Origin of the sequence: Ectopseudomonas oleovorans (assembly GCF_029845265.1) — a bacterium.
GTDB classification, from domain to species: Bacteria; Pseudomonadota; Gammaproteobacteria; order Pseudomonadales; family Pseudomonadaceae; genus Aquipseudomonas; species Aquipseudomonas oleovorans.
Genome location: NZ_JAOCLK010000028.1, coordinates 1 through 17,837 on the forward strand (window position 1 = coordinate 1; position 17,837 = coordinate 17,837).

General features: G+C 62.6%; 15 protein-coding genes. 3 read left to right on the forward strand and 12 right to left on the reverse strand.

Annotated features, from left to right (window positions below; genetic code table 11):
- Nucleotides 1-57 precede the first annotated feature (57 nt).
- The 11 genes from N5J71_RS14710 to N5J71_RS14760 form a co-directional block, all read right to left on the reverse strand.
- Entirely contained in the window at nt 58-1,290 is a 1,233-nt protein-coding gene (locus N5J71_RS14710; protein ID WP_279917143.1) for a multifunctional CCA addition/repair protein, read from the reverse strand.
- A gap of 57 nt (nt 1,291-1,347) precedes the next feature.
- A complete protein-coding gene (locus N5J71_RS14715; RefSeq protein ID WP_279917144.1) occupies nt 1,348-2,913 on the reverse strand; it encodes a SpoVR family protein in 1,566 nt (521 codons plus the stop codon).
- A gap of 10 nt (nt 2,914-2,923) precedes the next feature.
- On the reverse strand, nt 2,924-4,195 hold the full coding sequence (locus tag N5J71_RS14720) for a YeaH/YhbH family protein (RefSeq protein ID WP_074858721.1): 1,272 nt from the start codon (nt 4,193-4,195) through the stop codon (nt 2,924-2,926).
- Between the two features lie 83 nt (nt 4,196-4,278).
- On the reverse strand, nt 4,279-6,201 hold the full coding sequence (locus tag N5J71_RS14725; protein WP_279917145.1) for a PrkA family serine protein kinase: 1,923 nt from the start codon (nt 6,199-6,201) through the stop codon (nt 4,279-4,281).
- Between the two features lie 283 nt (nt 6,202-6,484).
- A complete protein-coding gene (glpE, locus tag N5J71_RS14730; RefSeq protein ID WP_279917146.1) occupies nt 6,485-6,814 on the reverse strand; it encodes a thiosulfate sulfurtransferase GlpE in 330 nt (109 codons plus the stop codon).
- A gap of 32 nt (nt 6,815-6,846) precedes the next feature.
- On the reverse strand, nt 6,847-7,665 hold the full coding sequence (locus N5J71_RS14735; RefSeq protein ID WP_279917147.1) for a symmetrical bis(5'-nucleosyl)-tetraphosphatase: 819 nt from the start codon (nt 7,663-7,665) through the stop codon (nt 6,847-6,849).
- Nucleotides 7,665-8,045, reverse strand: coding sequence for a Co2+/Mg2+ efflux facilitator ApaG/CorD (gene apaG / locus N5J71_RS14740; protein ID WP_084340932.1), 381 nt, complete (start codon nt 8,043-8,045; stop codon nt 7,665-7,667). The genes N5J71_RS14735 and apaG overlap by 1 nt, the downstream gene beginning before the upstream one ends.
- Before the next feature lie 29 nt (nt 8,046-8,074).
- On the reverse strand, nt 8,075-8,884 hold the full coding sequence (rsmA, locus tag N5J71_RS14745; RefSeq protein ID WP_278621359.1) for a 16S rRNA (adenine(1518)-N(6)/adenine(1519)-N(6))-dimethyltransferase RsmA: 810 nt from the start codon (nt 8,882-8,884) through the stop codon (nt 8,075-8,077).
- Between the two features lie 113 nt (nt 8,885-8,997).
- Nucleotides 8,998-9,993, reverse strand: a complete 996-nt coding sequence (gene pdxA, locus N5J71_RS14750) for a 4-hydroxythreonine-4-phosphate dehydrogenase PdxA (protein ID WP_074858711.1) — start codon at nt 9,991-9,993, stop codon at nt 8,998-9,000.
- A 96-nt stretch (nt 9,994-10,089) separates the two neighbouring features.
- Entirely contained in the window at nt 10,090-11,382 is a 1,293-nt protein-coding gene (locus tag N5J71_RS14755; RefSeq protein WP_088339333.1) for a peptidylprolyl isomerase, read from the reverse strand.
- Nucleotides 11,363-14,155: an LPS-assembly protein LptD gene (locus tag N5J71_RS14760; protein ID WP_279917148.1), complete on the reverse strand. Its 2,793-nt coding sequence runs from the start codon at nt 14,153-14,155 to the stop codon at nt 11,363-11,365. Before N5J71_RS14760 ends, N5J71_RS14755 begins: the two co-directional genes overlap by 20 nt.
- Before the next feature lie 124 nt (nt 14,156-14,279).
- On the opposite strand from N5J71_RS14760, the gene N5J71_RS14765 reads away from it, so the two are divergent.
- Genes N5J71_RS14765 through N5J71_RS14775 form a run of 3 tightly spaced genes read left to right on the forward strand, consistent with a single transcriptional unit; the run spans nt 14,280 to nt 16,735 of the window.
- Nucleotides 14,280-15,305, forward strand: a complete 1,026-nt coding sequence (locus tag N5J71_RS14765) for an aminoglycoside phosphotransferase family protein (RefSeq protein ID WP_279917149.1) — start codon at nt 14,280-14,282, stop codon at nt 15,303-15,305.
- Complete coding sequence (murU, locus tag N5J71_RS14770) at nt 15,302-15,973, forward strand: N-acetylmuramate alpha-1-phosphate uridylyltransferase MurU (RefSeq protein WP_125873939.1); 672 nt, start codon at nt 15,302-15,304, stop codon at nt 15,971-15,973. The genes N5J71_RS14765 and murU overlap by 4 nt, the downstream gene beginning before the upstream one ends.
- Nucleotides 15,974-16,735, forward strand: a complete 762-nt coding sequence (locus N5J71_RS14775; protein WP_279917150.1) for a DnaJ domain-containing protein — start codon at nt 15,974-15,976, stop codon at nt 16,733-16,735.
- A 1-nt stretch (nt 16,736) separates the two neighbouring features.
- Here N5J71_RS14775 and N5J71_RS14780 read toward each other — a convergent pair whose 3' ends face one another.
- Nucleotides 16,737-17,726: an alpha/beta hydrolase family protein gene (locus N5J71_RS14780; protein WP_279917151.1), complete on the reverse strand. Its 990-nt coding sequence runs from the start codon at nt 17,724-17,726 to the stop codon at nt 16,737-16,739.
- Nucleotides 17,727-17,837 lie beyond the last annotated feature (111 nt).

Below are 17,837 nucleotides of genomic sequence, written 5' to 3' on the forward strand. Positions count from 1 at the left end.
TGTTGCGGCGGTCTGTAGGAGCCGGCTTGCCGGCGATGATCGCCCGCAAGCGGGCTCCTACGAGGGGGCATGTTGCGCCTTGTAGGCCTTGAGCGCTTGCAGGCGCTCGCGGTTGAGCGCTTCGCCCAGCTCCGCCCCTTTGAATCCCTTCTCCACGAGCGGTTTGACCGGCACCTGCCGCGCTGCTTCGGCAGCACCGAGCAGGTAAGCAGCTTGTGGATAGTCGCGCTGCTCCAGACCCAGGCGACCACGCGCGTCCATCTCGCAGGCGGCGACGAATTCGACGAAACGTTGCGGGCGACGGAACACGTCGAAGCGTTGCAGCAGTTCCAGCAGCGTCGAGGGCCGCAACTCCAGTGCGCGATGACCGTGGGTATGAAACTCACCGACCAGCATGGCCAGCTCGGCGCATTCACGCGGCGCCTTGCAGCGCGCGTTAATCGCCTCGATCAGGCGCAGCCCCTTGTGCTCATGGGCGATATGCCGTGGCCACTCGGCCTCCGGTGTCAGGCCTTTGCCGACGTCATGCAGCAGGCTGGCCCAGCGCACGTTCAGCGGCTGGTCGTGCTCCGCACACTGGCGCAGCACGCTGAGCACATGCACGCCGGTATCGATTTCCGGATGGTGTGCCTGCGGTTGCGGCACACCGAACAGATCGTCCACTTCCGGCAGCAGTGCGGCCAGCGCGCCGCAGTCGCGCAGCACCTGGACGAACACGTCTGGACGCGGCTCCATCAGGGCGCGGGAGATTTCTTTCCAACTGCGTTCAGCGGTGAGGTGGGTCAGCTCGCCGGATTCGGCCAACTGACGCATCAGTGCCAGGGTTTCAGGTGCGACGCTGAAACCCAGCGGCGCATAGCGTGCGGCAAAGCGGGCGACGCGCAGGACGCGCAACGGATCTTCGGCGAATGCCGGCGAAACGTGGCGCAGGATGCGGGCTTCAAGATCATGCTGGCCACCGTAGGGATCGATCAGGTTGCCGTGATCATCCTCGGCCATGGCGTTGACGGTGAGGTCGCGGCGGATCAGATCCTGTTCCAGGGTGACATCGGGGCTGGCGTGAAAGGTGAAACCGCCATAGCCGCGCCCGCTCTTGCGCTCGGTACGGGCCAGCGCGTATTCCTCGCCTGTTTGCGGGTGCAGGAACACCGGAAAGTCAGCACCCACCGGGCGATAGCCGAGTTCGAGCATCTGCTCGGCACTGGCGCCGACCACGACCCAGTCCACTTCAGTGATGGGGCGACCCAGCAGGCGGTCACGTACGGCGCCGCCGACTTTGTAAATCTGCATGTGCATTCCTCCACGAGGCGCAGAGGATACCGAAGAACGTGCCGGGTGCGCAGGCGCTCAAATTGGCGGAATGATCAGGTCCAGCCTCGGGTAGTCGCTTTCGCCCTCCGAGCTGCCGCGCGGTGGCACATGCTGAGTGGTGATCAACTGATCGCCCTGGCACACCTCCAGATGGATATCGAAGCCCCACAGCCGATGCAGGTGCTTGAGCACTTCGCCAGTGGAGTCGCCCAGTGGTTTGCGGTCGTGTTGCTGATGGCGCAGGGTCAGCGAGCGGTCGCCACGGCGGTCGATGTTCCAGATCTGTACATTGGGCTCGCGGTTGCCCAGGTTGTATTGCGCGGCGAGCAATTCGCGGATGGTGCGATAGCCCGGTTCGTCATGGATGGCCGGCACCAGCAGTTCGTCCTTCTGGTCGTCGTCGAGAATGCTGAACAGTTTGAAGTCGCGAATCACCTTGGGCGAGAGGAACTGCAGGATGAAGCTCTCGTCCTTGAAGCTGGTCATGGCGAACTTGAGCGTGGTCAGCCAGTCGCTGCCGGCGATGTCGGGGAACCAGCGCTTGTCTTCCTCGGTGGGGTTCTCGCACATGCGGCGGATGTCGCGGTACATGGCAAAACCCAGAGCATAGGGATTGATGCCGCTGTAGTAGGGGCTGTCGAACGGTGGCTGGTAGACCACGCTGGTGTGCGACTGCAGGAACTCCATCATGAAGCCGTCGGTAACCAGGCCTTCGTCATACAGGTCGTTCATCAGGGTGTAGTGCCAGAAGGTGGCCCAGCCTTCGTTCATCACCTGGGTCTGGCGTTGCGGGTAGAAGTACTGGGCGATCTTGCGCACGATGCGAATCACCTCGCGCTGCCAGGGTTCCAGCAGGGGCGCGTGTTTTTCCAGAAAATAGAGGATGTTCTCCTGTGGTTCGGCGGGGAAACGCTTGCTGTCCTTCTCGCCGCCCTTGTCCGCACTTTTGGGAATGGTGCGCCACAGGTCGTTGATCTGCTTCTGCAGGTGCTCCTCGCGTTCCTTCTGGCGCCGGCGCTCCTCCTCGGCAGAGATGGGGTAGGGGCGCTTGTAGCGGTCGACGCCGTAGTTCATCAGCGCGTGGCAGGAGTCGAGCAGCTCCTCCACGGCGTCGATGCCGTAGCGCTCCTCGCATTGCATGATGTACTGCTTGGCGAACACCAGGTAATCGATGATCGAGCTGGCGTCGGTCCAGGTACGGAACAGGTAGTTGCCCTTGAAGAAACTGTTGTGGCCGTAGCACGCGTGGGCGATCACCAGCGCCTGCATGCAGATGGTGTTCTCTTCCATCAGGTAGGCGATGCACGGATCGGAGTTGATCACGATCTCGTAGGCCAGGCCCATCTGCCCGCGCTTGTAGCCTTTTTCGGTGGCCAGGAAGTGTTTGCCGTAAGACCAGTGGTGATAGCCCAGCGGCATGCCGACCGAGGCATAGGCATCCATCATTTGCTCGGCGGTGATCACTTCGATCTGGTTGGGGTAGGTATCCAGCGCATAGCGTTCGGCGATGCGGGCGATCTCCTTGTCGTACTGGCGGATGAGGTGGAAGGTCCATTCCGAGCCGGTGGAGATCGGTTCGCGCTTTCTCGTGCTGGCATTCATGGCTTGGCCCTCAGCTCACCAGGCGACGCTGGAACAGTTCGCGGAACACCGGGTAGATGTCTGCAGCGGACACCAGTTGCTGCTGGGCGAAGCTGTCGGCGAAGGCTTCGGCCACCTGCTCGTACTCGAACCACAGCGCCTGGTGCTCGCGCGGGGTGATCTCGACGTAGGTGAAGTACTGCACGAACGGCATGATTTGGTTGATCAATATATCCCGGCATACCGGCGAGTCGTCGTTCCAGTTGTCGCCGTCCGACGCCTGCGCGGCATAGATGTTCCACTCGTTGACCGGATAGCGCTCGGCCATCACCTCCTGCATCAGCTTCAGGGCGCTGGAGACGATGGTGCCGCCGGTCTCGCGAGAGTAGAAGAACTCCTCCTCGTCCACTTCCTTGGCACTGGTGTGGTGGCGGATGAACACCACGTCGATCTTGTCGTAATTGCGCTTGAGGAACAGGTACAGGAGGATGAAGAAGCGTTTGGCTACGTCCTTGGTGGCCTGGGTCATGGATCCGGAGACGTCCATCAGGCAGAACATCACCGCCTTGGAGCTGGGGTTGGGCTGCTTGGTCAGTAGGTTGTACTTGAGGTCGAAGGTGTCGAGAAACGGCACACGATGGATGCGTGCACTGAGCCGCTCGATTTCCTCCTGAATGGCCTGGATATCGCCGAAGTTGTCCGGCTCTTCCCGGCGTAGTCGTTCCAGTTCGGCCTTGGCTTCGCGCAATTTGGCGCGGCTGGAACCAGACAGGGCGATGCGCCGTGCGTGGGCCGAACGCAGGGTGCGCACGATGTTGATGCGCGAGGGGTTGCCCTCGTTGCTGATACCGGCGCGCACGGTCTTGAAGGTTTCCGCACCGGTCAGGTGGCGCTTGACCAGATTGGGCAACTCCAGGTCCTCGAACATGAAATCGAGGAATTCCTCCTGGGTGATCTGGAAGACGAACTCGTCCATGCCTTCGCCGGAGTTGCTCGCCTTGCCACTGCCGCGGCCGGCGCCGCCGCCTTGCGGGCGTGGGATGCGTTCACCGGTGGTGAATTCCTTGTTGCCGGGATGAACGATGGTCTGCTTGCCGCCGCGGCCATGGTGCAGCACCGGCTCGTCGATATCACGGCCGGGAATGCTGATCTGCTCGCCGTGCTCCATGTCGGTGATGGAGCGCCGGCTGACGGCTTCCTCCACCGCCTTCTTGATGTGTTCACGGTAACGCCGCAGGAAGCGCTGGCGGTTTACCGTGCTCTTGTTCTTTCCATTGAGTCGACGGTCGATTACGTAGCTCATACAAGCCCTCCGGGCGCTGAGGCTTCAGGCCCCAGGCTGCAAGCGCTTTCGCCTGGAGCCGGCGGCCTGTCACCTGAGGCCGCTTACTGCGATTTACGTACGCGCAGATACCACTCCGACAGCAGGCGAACCTGCTTCTCGGTGTAGCCGCGCTCGACCATGCGTTTGACGAAGTCGTTGTGCTTCTGCTGATCCTCCTTGCTGCCCTTGGCGTTGAAGCTGATGACCGGGAGCAGATCCTCGGTGTTGGAGAACATCTTCTTCTCGATCACCACGCGCAGCTTCTCGTAGCTGAGCCAGGTGGGGTTCTTGCCGTTGTTGTTGGCGCGGGCGCGCAGCACGAAGTTGACGATCTCGTTGCGGAAATCCTTCGGGTTGCTGATGCCGGCCGGTTTCTCGATCTTCTCCAGCTCCTCGTTGAGCGCTACGCGGTTGAGAATCTCGCCGGTCTCCGGGTCGCGGTACTCCTGATCCTGAATCCAGAAGTCGGCGTACAGCACGTAGCGGTCGAAGATGTTCTGCCCGTATTCGCTGTAGGACTCCAGATAGGCGGTCTGGATTTCCTTGCCGATGAACTCGATGTAGCGCGGCGCCAGGTATTCCTTGATGTAGCGCAGGTAGCGCTCGCGCACCTCGGCGGGGAATTGCTCCTGCTCGATCTGCTGCTCCAGCACGTACAGCAGGTGTACTGGGTTGGCGGCGATCTCGTGCGGATCGAAGTTGAATACCTTGGACAGGATCTTGAAGGCGAAGCGGGTCGAAAGGCCGTTCATGCCCTCATCGACACCCGCGCTGTCGCGATACTCCTGAATCGACTTGGCTTTCGGGTCGGTGTCCTTGAGGTTCTCGCCGTCGTAGACGCGCATCTTCGAGTAGATGTTGGAGTTCTCCGGCTCCTTCAGGCGGCTCAGTACACTGAACTGTGCGAGCATCTTCAGGGTGTCCGGCGCGCAATGCGCCTTGGCCAGCGAGCTGTTGATCAGCAGCTTGTCGTAGATGCGAATTTCATCGGTGACGCGCAGGCAGTAGGGCACCTTGACGATGTAGATACGGTCGATGAAGGCCTCGTTGTTCTTGTTGTTACGGAAGCTGTGCCACTCGGACTCGTTGGAGTGGGCCAGCAGGATACCGCTGTAGGGAATCGCGCCGAGGCCTTCGGTGCTGTTGTAGTTGCCTTCCTGGGTGGCGGTCAGCAGCGGGTGCAGGACCTTGATCGGCGCCTTGAACATCTCGACGAATTCCATCAGGCCCTGGTTGGCCCGGCACAGCGCGCCCGAGTAGCTGTAGGCGTCGGCGTCGTTCTGCGGAAATTCTTCCAGCTTGCGGATATCCACCTTGCCGACCAGGGCGGAGATGTCCTGGTTGTTCTCATCGCCTGGTTCGGTCTTGGCCACGGCGATCTGGTTGAGGATTGAGGGGTACAGCTTGACCACGCGGAACTGGCTGATGTCGCCGCCGAACTCCTGCAGGCGCTTGGTGGCCCACGGCGACATGATCGAGCTGAGGTAACGGCGCGGGATGCCGTAGTCCTCTTCGAGAATGGCGCCGTCTTCGGTGGCGTTGAACAGCCCCAGCGGCGACTCGAACACCGGCGAGCCCTTGATGGCGTAGAAGGGCACCTTCTCCATCAGTTGCTTGAGCTTTTCCGCCAGCGAGGATTTACCGCCACCCACCGGGCCGAGCAGATAGAGAATCTGCTTCTTCTCTTCCAGGCCCTGCGCGGCATGCCTGAAGTAGGAGACGATCTGGTCGATGCACTCTTCCATGCCGTGGAAGTCGGCGAAGGCCGGATAGCGGCGGATGACCTTATTGGAGAAGATGCGTGACAGCCGTGAATCGCTGGAAGTGTCCAGCAGTTCCGGCTCGCCAATGGCCATCAGCAGGCGCTCGGCCGCAGTGGCGTAGGCGCTGCGATCCTGTTTGCACAGTTCGAGGTACTCCTGCAGCGAGTAATCCTCCTGGCGGGTCGCCTCGAAACGTTGTTGGAAGTGACTGAAAATGCTCATGACTTCACCTCGCTCGATGCTGAAAGCTGGCTCGGGATCGGTCGTGCGTGCAGGTGCTGGGTAACTCCGGCTCCGAAGAAGTCGGGAACAATCCCCCAAAACCTAAAAGTCGTTACCGATGGCCCGATGCCGGTTTGCCGGCTCTACCTTCAGTGGGATGGCCTGATTAACAGAATAGTTCGTTCTGCAGAGCGTCAAGGGCGGGACAGCGATAACGGGATGTTACCGTGCGTCGGGGAAGGGCGGCAGGCCAGAGCGGGCGCGGCCTGCCGGCTGAAGAAATTTATTCTTCGCTGCTTTGCGCGGTTTCGCTCGGGTAAGTGGCGTGCCACAACTCGAAACCACCGTCGAGGCTGTACACCTCGGAGAAACCCTGGGCGACCAGGTAGGCTGCGGCGCCCTGGCTGGAGTTGCCGTGGTAGCAGGAGACGATCAGTGGCGCGTCGAGGTCGGCGTGGGTGATGAAGTCATGCAGCGAGTGGTTGTCCAGATGACGCGAGCCGCTGATATGACCATTGGCAAAGCTGTGTGGGTCGCGGATGTCGACCACCACGGCGCCCTGGGCGCGCAGCTCCTGCGCCTGTTGCGGGGAAATACGCTTGAATTCGCTCATGTTCGGGGACCTTTACCGTATGGGAGGCTGGCTTATTCCTTGGGGCAGGTGCAGCGGTGCAGGGCGCCGGTGTCGACATCGAGCAGGGTCATCGCACCGCCCCAGACGCAGCCGGTATCCAGCGCGTAAAGGCCAGGTTCCGTGCAATTGCCTTCCAGCGCCGCCCAGTGGCCGAAGATGATCTTCTCGCCGCGCATCTTGCGCTGCGGGTGGCTGAACCAGGGGGCGAAGCCGGGCGGCGCGTTGTCGGCGCCTTCCTTGCTCTTGAGGTCCAGCGTGCCATCTGCCTTGCAGAAGCGCATGCGGGTGAAATAGTTGGTGATGACGCGCAGGCGGGTTACGCCATGCAGGTCCTTGTGCCACTTGGCGGGTTCGTTGCCGTACATGCCATCGAGAAACAGCGGCAGACGGGCATCGTCACGCAGCGCCTCTTCGACCTCGGCGGCACGACGCAGCGCCTTGCTCAGCGTCCATTGCGGCGGGATGCCGGCATGTACCAGGGTCACCTTGCGCTCGGCGTCGTGGTGCACCAGCTTCTGCATGCGCAGCCAATCGAGCAGATCGTTGCGGTCCGGCGCATCGAGAATCTCGCGCAGGGTATCGCCCTTCTTCAGACGCTCGATGTTGTGGGCCACGGCCAGCAGATGCAGATCATGGTTGCCCAGCACACAGGTCACGGCGTGGCGAATGGAGTAGAGAAAACGCAGGGTCTCCAGCGACTGCGGGCCGCGGTTGACCAGGTCGCCGACCAGCCAAAGCTGGTCTTGCGCGGGATCGAAGGACACTTGCTCGAGCAGGCACTTGAGCGGTTTGAGGCAACCCTGCAGGTCGCCGACGGCATACACCGCCATCAGTGAAGGGCTCCCGGTACAGCCAGGCGGAAGGGCGCGATAGTCGCGTCGAAGCGTTTGCCGTCCTCGGCGAGCATCTGGTAGCTGCCCTGCATGGTGCCGACCTGGGTGGTCATGACCGTTCCGCTGCTGTAGGTGTGGCTGGCGCCGGGCTCGATATGCGGTTGCTGGCCGATCACGCCGGCGCCGCGCACTTCCTGCACGCGGCCGTCGCCGTCGGTGATGATCCAGTGGCGCGACAACAGCTGAGCGGGCAGCTCGCCGTTATTGACGATGGTCACGGTGTAGGAGAACGCGTAGCGGCTCTGCTCCGGCTGCGACTGCGCGGCCAAGTAGCGGGTGGTGACGCTGACGTCGATCTGATAACGAGGGTCGGACATGCGAATGATCCGTTGGGCGTGATTGCAGTTTAGTCCTGCGCAGCAGAGGGCTGTAGAGCCAGTTGGTCGGCCAGGCGGACGAAGGCGGCCAGATCCAGCTGTTCGGGGCGCAGGCTGCCATCGACACTGGCAGCCTCGATGGCATCGGCGGGCAGCAATTGCTTGAGCGTGTTGCGCAGGGTCTTGCGGCGCTGGTTGAAGGCCTCACGCACGACGCGTTCGAGCAGGCGATGGTCCTTGGCGGGGTGCGGCAGGGTTTCATGCGGCACCAGGCGGACGATGGCCGAGTCGACCTTGGGTGGTGGGTTGAAGGCCCCGGGGCCGACGTTGAACAGGTGTTCCACGCGGCAGTGGTATTGCACCATGATCGACAGCCGCCCCCAATCGCCGCCGCCCGGGCCGGCGGCCATGCGCTCGACCACTTCTTTTTGCAGCATGAAGTGCATGTCGCGAATCAGCGGTGCGTTGTCCAGCAGGTGGAAAATCAGCGGCGTGGAGATGTTGTAGGGCAGGTTGCCGACAACGCGCAGGCTGCGTGGTGGCGCGTCGAGGCGGGCGAAGTCGAATTTCAGTGCGTCGCCCTGATTCAGGCGAAAACGCGGATTGTCGCCGAACTTGTTTTGCAGGATGGGGATCAGGTCAAGGTCGAGTTCGATCACGTCGAGCTGCGCGCCGCTGCCGAGCAAACCCTCGGTAATGGCGCCCTGGCCCGGGCCGATCTCCAGCAGGCGTTCGTCTTCCTTGGCGCGAATGGCGCGCAGGATACGGTCGATCACCCCGGCATCATGCAGGAAGTTCTGGCCGAAGCGCTTGCGCGCGCGGTGTTGGTATTCGGGCATGTACGGCTCCGCGCAACGCCTCGAGTCGTGTTGCTCGAGGCTGGATGCAAAAAAGAAAGTCGCACAGTCTACCAGCGAATGGCGCCGCGGGCGCGGGCCGCGGTCTCAGGGGTTCATTCCTGGCGGCTGGCGGCCATCTGGTAGGCGGTTTCCAGTGCCACCTGCAGGCTGCCGATGTCCACCTTGCCAGTACCGGCCAGATCCAGGGCGGTGCCATGATCCACCGAGGTGCGGATGATCGGCAGGCCCAGCGTGACATTGAGCGCCGCACCGAAGCCCTTGAACTTGAGCACTGGCAGGCCCTGGTCGTGGTACATGGCCAGTACGGCATCGGCCTGTTCGAGATACTTGGGGGTAAACAGAGTGTCGGCCGGCAGCGGGCCGATCAGGTTCATGCCTTCGCTGCGCAGACGCTCCAGCGTCGGTTCGATGATCTCGATTTCCTCACGTCCTAGATGCCCGCCTTCGCCGGCGTGCGGATTGAGGCCGCAGACCAGGATGCGCGGCTCGGCGATACCGAACTTGCTTTGCAGATCGGCATGCAGGATGCGCGTCACACGCTCCAGGCGTTCGGCGGTGATGGCGGCTGCGACATCCTTCAGTGGCAGGTGAGTGGTGACCAGCGCGACGCGCAAGCCGCGGGTCGCCAGCATCATCACCACCTGCTGGGTGTGGGTCAGTTCGGCGAGAAACTCGGTGTGACCAGAGAAGGCGATACCCGCTTCGTTGATCACACCTTTGTGTACGGGGGCGGTGATCATTCCGGCAAATGTCCCGTCCAGGCAGCCTTGGCCAGCGCGGGTGAGGGTCTGCAGCACATAGGCAGCATTGGCGGGCGTCAGTTTGCCGGGGACGGCAGGTGTCGCCAGGGGCGTATCCCAGACGTAGAGGCCGCCAGCCGCTGCGGGGCTGTTTGGCCATTGCTGCGGGCCGACGGTCAGCAATTCGATATTCAGCCCCAGTTGCTTAGCGCGTTCTGCCAGTAGCTCGCGGCTGGCGATGGCGACCAGAGGCGCTGGCTGCGCCTGCTGGGCCAGCAGCAGGCAGAGATCGGGGCCGATACCGGCGGGCTCGCCAGGTGTGAGGGCAAAGCAGTGCTGCGCAGTCATGGTCGCTCTCTGTGCGGGCTGGGGCGTCAGTTTACGCTGCCGGGCCAATAACGAAAAAGCCCGGCACTTGGCCGGGCTTTTGGAGCAATACCGCTATTACAGCTTGATCTCGACGTAGGCTTCGTCGCGGATCTGGCGCAGCCAGGCCTGCAGCTCTTCGTCGTACTTGCGGTTACGCAGCAGGTTTGCGGCCTGTTGCTCGCGGAACTGCGCGCTGTTATCGGTAGCGCGGCGGCCCATGACTTGCAGCACGTGCCAGCCGTACGGGCTCTTGAACGGCTTGGACAGCTCGCCGCTGGCAGTGTTGTTCATCACTTCGCGGAATTCGGGCACCAGCGCCTCGGGGTCGATCCAGTTCAGGTCGCCGCCATTGAGTGCAGAACCCGGATCTTCCGAGAAGTTCTTCGCCAGTTCGGCGAAGTCCTCGCCATCGACGATGCGCTGGTACAGGCGCTCGGCCAGGCGACGGGTTTCTTCTTCGCTGCGAATCTCGCTGGGCTTGATCAGAATGTGGCGAACATGCACTTCGTCACGCACCTGAGTATCGCCACCACGTTTCTCGATCAGTTTGAGGATGATGAAACCACCCGGCGTGCGCACCGGCTCGGTGACTTCGCCCGGGTTCAGCTGGCTGATCATGTTGTCGAACGGTGGCGGCAGCTGACCGGCTTTACGCCAGCCCATCTCGCCGCCTTCCAGCGCGTTTTCACTGGCCGAACGGGAAATCGCCAGTTGGGCGAAGTCTGCGCCTTGCTGCAGCTGCTGATACACCTCCTGCGCCTGCCGCTCGGCGGCCTGGATTTCACTGGAGGACGCGCCCTCGGGAACTGGAATCAGGATGTTGGCCAGACGGAACTCTTCCGACAGCTGCATCTTGCCCAGGTCGGAGGCGAGGAAGTTCTGCACTTCCTGGTCGGTGACCTGGATGCGTTCGGCCACGCGGCGCTGACGCACACGGCTGATGATCATCTCGCGACGCACCTGATCACGGGCATCGGCATAGGACAGGCCATCACGAGCCAGCGCTTCGCGGAACTGCTCCAGGCTCATGCCGTTGCGCTGGGCGATGGTGCTCATGGCCTGGTTCAGCTCTTCGTCGGTGATACGAATGCCGGAGCGCTCGCCGATCTGCAGCTGGATGTTCTCGATGATCAGGCGTTCGAGCACTTGCTGGCTGAGTACATTCTCCGGAGGCAGGGCGCCACCGCGCTTGTCGATGGTCTGTTGCACTTCACGCAGGCGAGCGTCGAGCTGGCTCTGCATGACCACGTCGTTGTCGACGATGGCCACGACGCGATCCAGTGGGCGAACCTGGGCCTGAGCCGTTGCCGCCAGCAGTGCTGCGCCCAATAGCAGGGGGCGCAGGCGATCAGAAAGCTTGGTCTTCACGTTCACGGTAACCTTGAATGCCTTGGTCGAGGAAAGTTTCCACCTTGTTGCCCACAACGCCACCGAGGCCCTTGAGGACGATCTGCAGGAAGATGCCGCGATCCGGCTCGTCGTTGCGCGATGGGTTGAGGCTGACTTCGTCGTAATCGATCCAGTAACGGTTGATCAGGCGCAGCTTCCAGCAGCAGCTGTCGTACTCGAAACCACCGAAGGCTTCGAGGGTACGGTTGCGGCCATAGTCGTACTGCCAGCGCGAGATCAGGCTCCACTGTGGCGCAAGTGGCCAGATGACGGAGAAGTCATGCTGGTCGATCTTGTAATAGTTCTTGATGTAGTTGGGGTTCTCGATCGTACCGCCAGCGCCATCGGAAATTGTTCGGGTGCCGTAGTCCGGGTTGGTGGTCCAGGTGCCGCTGTCACGGTCATAACGTACGGTGTCGTTACGATAGCGATAGCCGAGGTTGACGACCTTGTTCGGGTTGGCCTCTGGCTGGTAGTGGAACATTGCGCTACCCGAGCGGGTGGCGTGCTGGTCCGGATCCCAGTTGAAGGTCGAGGAAAAGCGCCAGTCGCGATTGAAGCGATACAGGTACTCCAGTGCGTAAGGCGATACATCCGAGGTTGCATCCGGGCGAACGCGGTAATCAATGCCCGCCAGTTGTACCTTGCGATCTTCGAAGTAGAAGGCCTGGCCGATGCTGAAGCGCTGGCGCTCGAAGCCGTTCGGCTCGATCCATCGGCTGGTCACGCCCAGCGACAGCTTGTTCTCGTCACCGATGCGATCCTTGCCGCTAAAGCGATTTTCACGCCACAGCGAGGCGTAGCTGAAGGTTGGCTCGCCTGTATCGAAGACCGGGATATCGGTCTGGTCTTCTTCCGGTACGTACAGATAGAACGCGCGTGGTTCCAGGGTCTGACGGAAGTTTTGGCCGAACAGCTGGGTGTCACGATCAAAGTATAGGCCGCTGTCGACGCTGAACAGGCCTACACCACGATTCTGGGAGGATTTGTATTGCTGTTCTGGGAGCAGACTATTTTTACCAACACTGTCGAGGCTCAGGTCATATTGAGTCTGCATGTATTTGATCTGAGGCTTGATAAACCCCCAAGTCCAATCCAGCGGCAAGCTTACGCCAGGCTCCAAGTGCAAGCGTTCGCCGTCAGCGCGATTCAGGCCGGTGAGGCGCCCGTCGTAGTACAGACCCTCGTCAACACCGTTTTTGTTGATGTAGTTGCCAGAACGCAGGTTGCGATCAAACCGTACGTACTCGGTACCGTAGGTGAAGTCCAGACCACCCGGATTGAACGGCAGCTTGCCATCCAGGGTGATCTGCGGCAGACGGTCATACGGCGTCACATCGGTGATATTGGCCAGTTCGTAGGCATGCAGGTTCAGCCGCGCGCGGTAACTGTCACCACGATAGGTCAGCGTACCGCGTTGGTTAACGTAAGTTTGCTTGTCGATGCCCAGATCGGTATCGAGATCCTGGAAGTAGTACGGGTCGCTGATATCGGTGTAGTCGACTTCGGCGAGCAGGCGCGAGTTCAAGCCCTGCTTGTGCTGCCAGCTGTACATCCAGCGCTGATCTTTGTACTCGGACTGCAGTTTGCGTTCGTCTTCGCTGTCATCGAGGTAGGCGGCGCCGACCTGGCCTTCGCTGCTCTCGGTCAGGTAGCGGAACTCACCTTCCATCAGCAGGCCGCGTTTGGCCATGTAGGTCGGGTACAGCGTGGCGTCGTAGTTCGGCGCCAGGTTGAAGTAGTACGGCGTTTGCAGCGAGAAGCCGTTGCTGCTCGACGTGCCGAAGCTCGGCGGCAGGAAGCCGGACTGGCGGCGATCATCGATCGGGAAGTAGATGTACGGGGTGTAGAACACCGGAATGTCCTTGACCCGCAGCGTTACGTTGGTCGCGGTGCCGAAGCCGGTGGCCGGGTTCAGGGTGACGTTGTTGCCCTTCAGGTGCCAGGCATTGTCGCCCGGCTCGCAGCGGGTGTAGGTACCATCCTTTAGACGGATGATCGCGGTCTCTTCGCGCTTGGCGTAGAGCGCACTGCCACGCACGTGAGCCTGGTGCATCACGTATTCGGCATTGTCGATACGGGCTTCACCATTATCCAGCTGCAGTTCGGCACGGTCGCCGACCACCAGGGTGCCCTTGTCGCGCAGGCGCACGTTGCCGACCAGCTCGCCACGGTTTTCCGTCTGGTGCAGGCTGGCTTCGTCGGCCTCGACCTGCATGCCGGATTGGCGCAGGACGACGTCACCGGCGAGGGTGGCGATCTGCTTTTCCTGCTCGAAGCGCGAGGCCTTGGCGGAAACGTACATCGGCGACTCGTCCAGCGGCGTGGTGTCATCCATACCCGGACGCAGCGGCTCGACGTAGGCGCCTGCACAGTAAGGACCGGCCTCGGCCAGTTGCGCGGCAGTCAACTTATCGCGCGGGACCCAGTCCAAGTGACTGTAATCGGGGCTGCGCGAGGCGAGGGCGCGGCCCTTGCTTTCGGTGACCAGCACCGGGGCAGCCTCCTGCTTGGCTACCGCCTCGCTGCTGGCACCACCGGTGCTGACAGCATCACGGCTGTGCACAGGGCGCGGGGGCAGGGCGCTGGCCACTGATTTCGGCGCGCAGGCCCAGCCGCCCGTGGGCGACGCCTGGCAATCGTATTGCTCGGCGGCAAAGGACTGTAGGCTGAACGCGGGCTGTAAGGCCAGGAGGCTGCCGGTGACCAGCAGCGGGAATTTCTTGCGGAACGCGGGGTATTTTACTGCCATCTTGTTAGTCCGGGCTTCCTGCGCGCTATCGGCCCAGGGGCCGCACGCCTCTCGATGGGCTGAAAAAGATGCTGGATAATAAAGCATGACCCGCGCAACGGCTAGCGCCGTCGGAGACCCCTTGATGTCGGAACACGATGTACGTCTGCAACAGCTGCAAACCTGGCTCGCCGAGCAACTGCCCCCCCTCTTCGCAGCACACGAATGGGGAGTGGTGCCTGAGGCCGAGCTCACTCCCGCCAGCAGCGACGCCAGCTTTCGCCGCTATTTTCGTTGGCAGGCCGGTGAGCGCAGCCTGATTTTGATGGATGCGCCGCCGCCGCAGGAAAACTGCGAGCCCTTCGTGCGTATCGCGGCTCTGCTGGCCAGCGCTGGCGTGCATGTGCCGCAGGTGCTGGCTGCCGATCTCGAGCGGGGCTTCCTGATACTCGATGATCTGGGCCGGCAGACCTACCTGGATGTAATCAACGAAGACAATGCCGACGAGTTGTTCGACGATGCCATCGAGGCCTTGCTGCAGCAGCAGCGTTTGCCCCTCGACAGCCACCTGCCGCATTACGACGAGGCGTTGCTGCGTCGTGAGTTGCAGCTGTTTCCCGAATGGTACGTACAATGCCACCTGGGGCTTACCTTTACACCCGAGCAGGACGCCGCCTGGCAGCGTATCAGTCGCCTGTTGATCGACAGCGCCCTGGCGCAGCCCAAGGTGGTCGTGCACCGCGACTTCATGCCGCGCAACCTGATGCAGAGCTCGCCCAACCCCGGCGTGCTGGATTTCCAGGATGCCGTTAACGGCCCGGTCACCTACGACATCACCTGCCTGTTCAAGGATGCCTTTCTCAGCTGGCCCGAGGCGCGCGTGCACGCCTGGCTGCAGGATTATTGGCAGCGTGCCAGGGCGGCGGGCATTCCGGTGCAGGCCTCGTTCGACGACTTTCTGCGCGCCAGCGATCTGATGGGTGTGCAGCGCCACCTCAAGGTCATCGGCATCTTCGCGCGCATCTGCCACCGCGATGGCAAGCCCAAGTATCTCGGCGATGTGCCGCGTTTCTTCTCTTATATAGAAGCTGTGCTGGCGCGCCGGCCGGAGCTTGCCGAGTTGGGAGAGCTGTTCGCCAGCCTGGCGAAAGATGAAGGGGTACGTGCATGAAGGCGATGATCCTCGCGGCGGGCAAGGGCGAGCGCATGCGTCCTTTGACGCTGCATACGCCAAAACCGCTGGTGCAGGTGGCGGGCGTGCCGTTGATCGAGTACCACATCCGCGCCCTGGCTGCTGCAGGCTTCACCGAGCTGGTGATCAACCACGCCTGGCTAGGCCGGCAGATCGAGGACTACCTCGGCGATGGCTCGCGCTTCGGCGTGCGTATCGTCTATTCCCCCGAAGGTGAGCCGCTGGAAACGGGGGGCGGCATCTTCAAGGCGCTGCCGCTGTTGGGTGCCGAGCCATTTCTGGTGGTCAATGGCGATGTCTTCACCGACTACCCCTTCACCGCGCTGCGCCAGCCGCTTGTCGGTCTGGCGCATCTGGTGCTGGTGGATAACCCGGCCCATCACCCGCAGGGCGATTTCATTCTCGCGGCAGGTCAGGTCCATGACGGCGAGGCGACAGGCGAGCGGTTGACCTATAGCGGTCTCGCCGTGCTACACCCGCGTCTGTTCGGCTCTTCTCAGCCCGGCGCCTTCAAGCTGGCGCCGCTGCTGCGTGAGGCGATGGCGGCCGGGCAGGTCAGTGGCGAGCATTATGGTGGCTGCTGGGTCGATGTCGGTACGCACGAGCGTCTGGCCGAAGTCGAGCGTTTGCTACAGGAGGCACGCTAGGTGTTGTGGCCGGCCACCATGCTCGGGGCAGCGGCCGGACTCGCCCTGGCCAGCATCCCTGGCGCACTGCTGGGCGGTCTGCTCGGGCAGGTGCTGGATCGTCGTCTGCGCCTGCATGGTTGGGACAATCTGCGCGAGCGTCTGGGCGGTCGTGCTGCGCCGTCGGATGACGACCTGCTGTTTCTGATGCTGGGGCGTCTGGCCAAGAGTGACGGCCGGGTGGTGCAGAGTCATATCCAGCAGGCACGCTCGGAAATGCAAAGGCTGGGGTTGGACGCTGCGGCTCAGCGACGTGCCATCGAGGCCTTTGCCCGTGGCAAGACCGGGCGTGACAACCTGCGTGCGCCGCTGCAGCGTCAACGCGAGCGTGCCGATGCCATGCTGCGGGCCTGCTGGCGCATGGCCTGGGTCGATGGACGGGTGTCGCCCAGCGAGCATGAGCTGATTCTGCTCTGGGGCAAGTGGCTCGGCTGGGACAGCGCCCGGCTCGATAGCCTGGGCGCGGAATACGCGCCGCGTCGCAGTCAGCAGCCGGCACCGGCTGGCGGCAATTACCAGGAGGCGCTGCGCCTGTTGGGCGTCAATGAAGGCAGCGAGCCTGAGCAGATCAAGCGCGCCTACCGGCGCCTGCTCAGCCGCCATCACCCGGACAAACTGGCCGGCTCCGGCGCTTCGCCTGAGCGCATTCGTGAAGCCACCGACACCACGCGTCAACTGCATCAGGCCTATGCGTTGATTCGTCAGCGCCGGGGTATCCGCTAGGCTAGCTGCCTGTGGCGTTGGTGTGCTTCTGCAGCCAGCCACGCAGGCGGCGATAGAGTTGTTCGTGCTGCACGTCCAGATTGCCCGGCAGGGCTTTCATCGCTACCTGGATGTAGTTGGGCAGCTTGGCGCGCTTGCTCGCCTGCAGGCGTTTCAACGCAGCCATGCGGTCGGTGGCTTGGTCCTTGTAGAAGAAGTCGCCGGTGGCCACGGCCAGCTGCGCGACCATCTCATCCAGTGGCGGCGCGAAACCGGCAGGTAGTTCGGCTGCCACCATCAGCAGATTCTGCACGTTGTCCGGCTGGCGCTCGCTCAGGTAGCGCGCAGCCCAGTAAGCGCCACTGCCATGACCGAGGAGGACGATAGCCCTGGCCTGCTGCTGGTTGGCGAAGGCGATGGCGGCATCGATGCGCGCCATCACCCGCCCGGCATGCGCCAGACGCCGTTGCTCCGGGCTGATCGCGCCGCTGCCCGCAGGTTGTGCAGCCTCGTCTACGGTCGCGTCGGACGCGCTCTCGATGGCAGGAGCGCTCTCGGTAATGGTGGTATCGCTTTGCGGTGCCGCTGTTGCAGTGGCGGCAGTGCGCAGTGGCAGCGGGTCACCGTCCGGATCCGGCAGCGTCAGGCTCAGGCTGTGCCAACCGGCGTCGGGCAGCTTGCGCCGCAGCGGGCCGATCGCGGCGGCGCCGTCGGCGTTTTCCACATCACCGGGCAGCAGAATCACCGCACCACTGGGCTCGCCGACGTTGGCTGGCAGCCACAGGGCGAGAAAACTTTCGGCGCCGGCCTGCAGCATCTGCTGCTCACGTTTGTCCAGACGTTGCTCCAGCGTCTGCGCGTCGCTGATGCTGCGTTCGGGCAACAGCGGACGTTCGCTCGCCGCGGGGGCGTCGGCGCTATCAGCCGGCGCATCCTCGGCCGGCTCCTCGGCCCAGGCCGCGGGACAGGAGAGCAGGCAGAAACCGAGCAGTGCTAGTGAATGAAGGCGCATCGATGAGGCTCCTGATCGTCTGCTACAGAGCCTAATGCCGGGCTCCGCTTTTGTCAGGCGATTGGCGCAAGACTGGAGTAAGGTAGGGGATCGCGTCAGCGGATTCGCCGT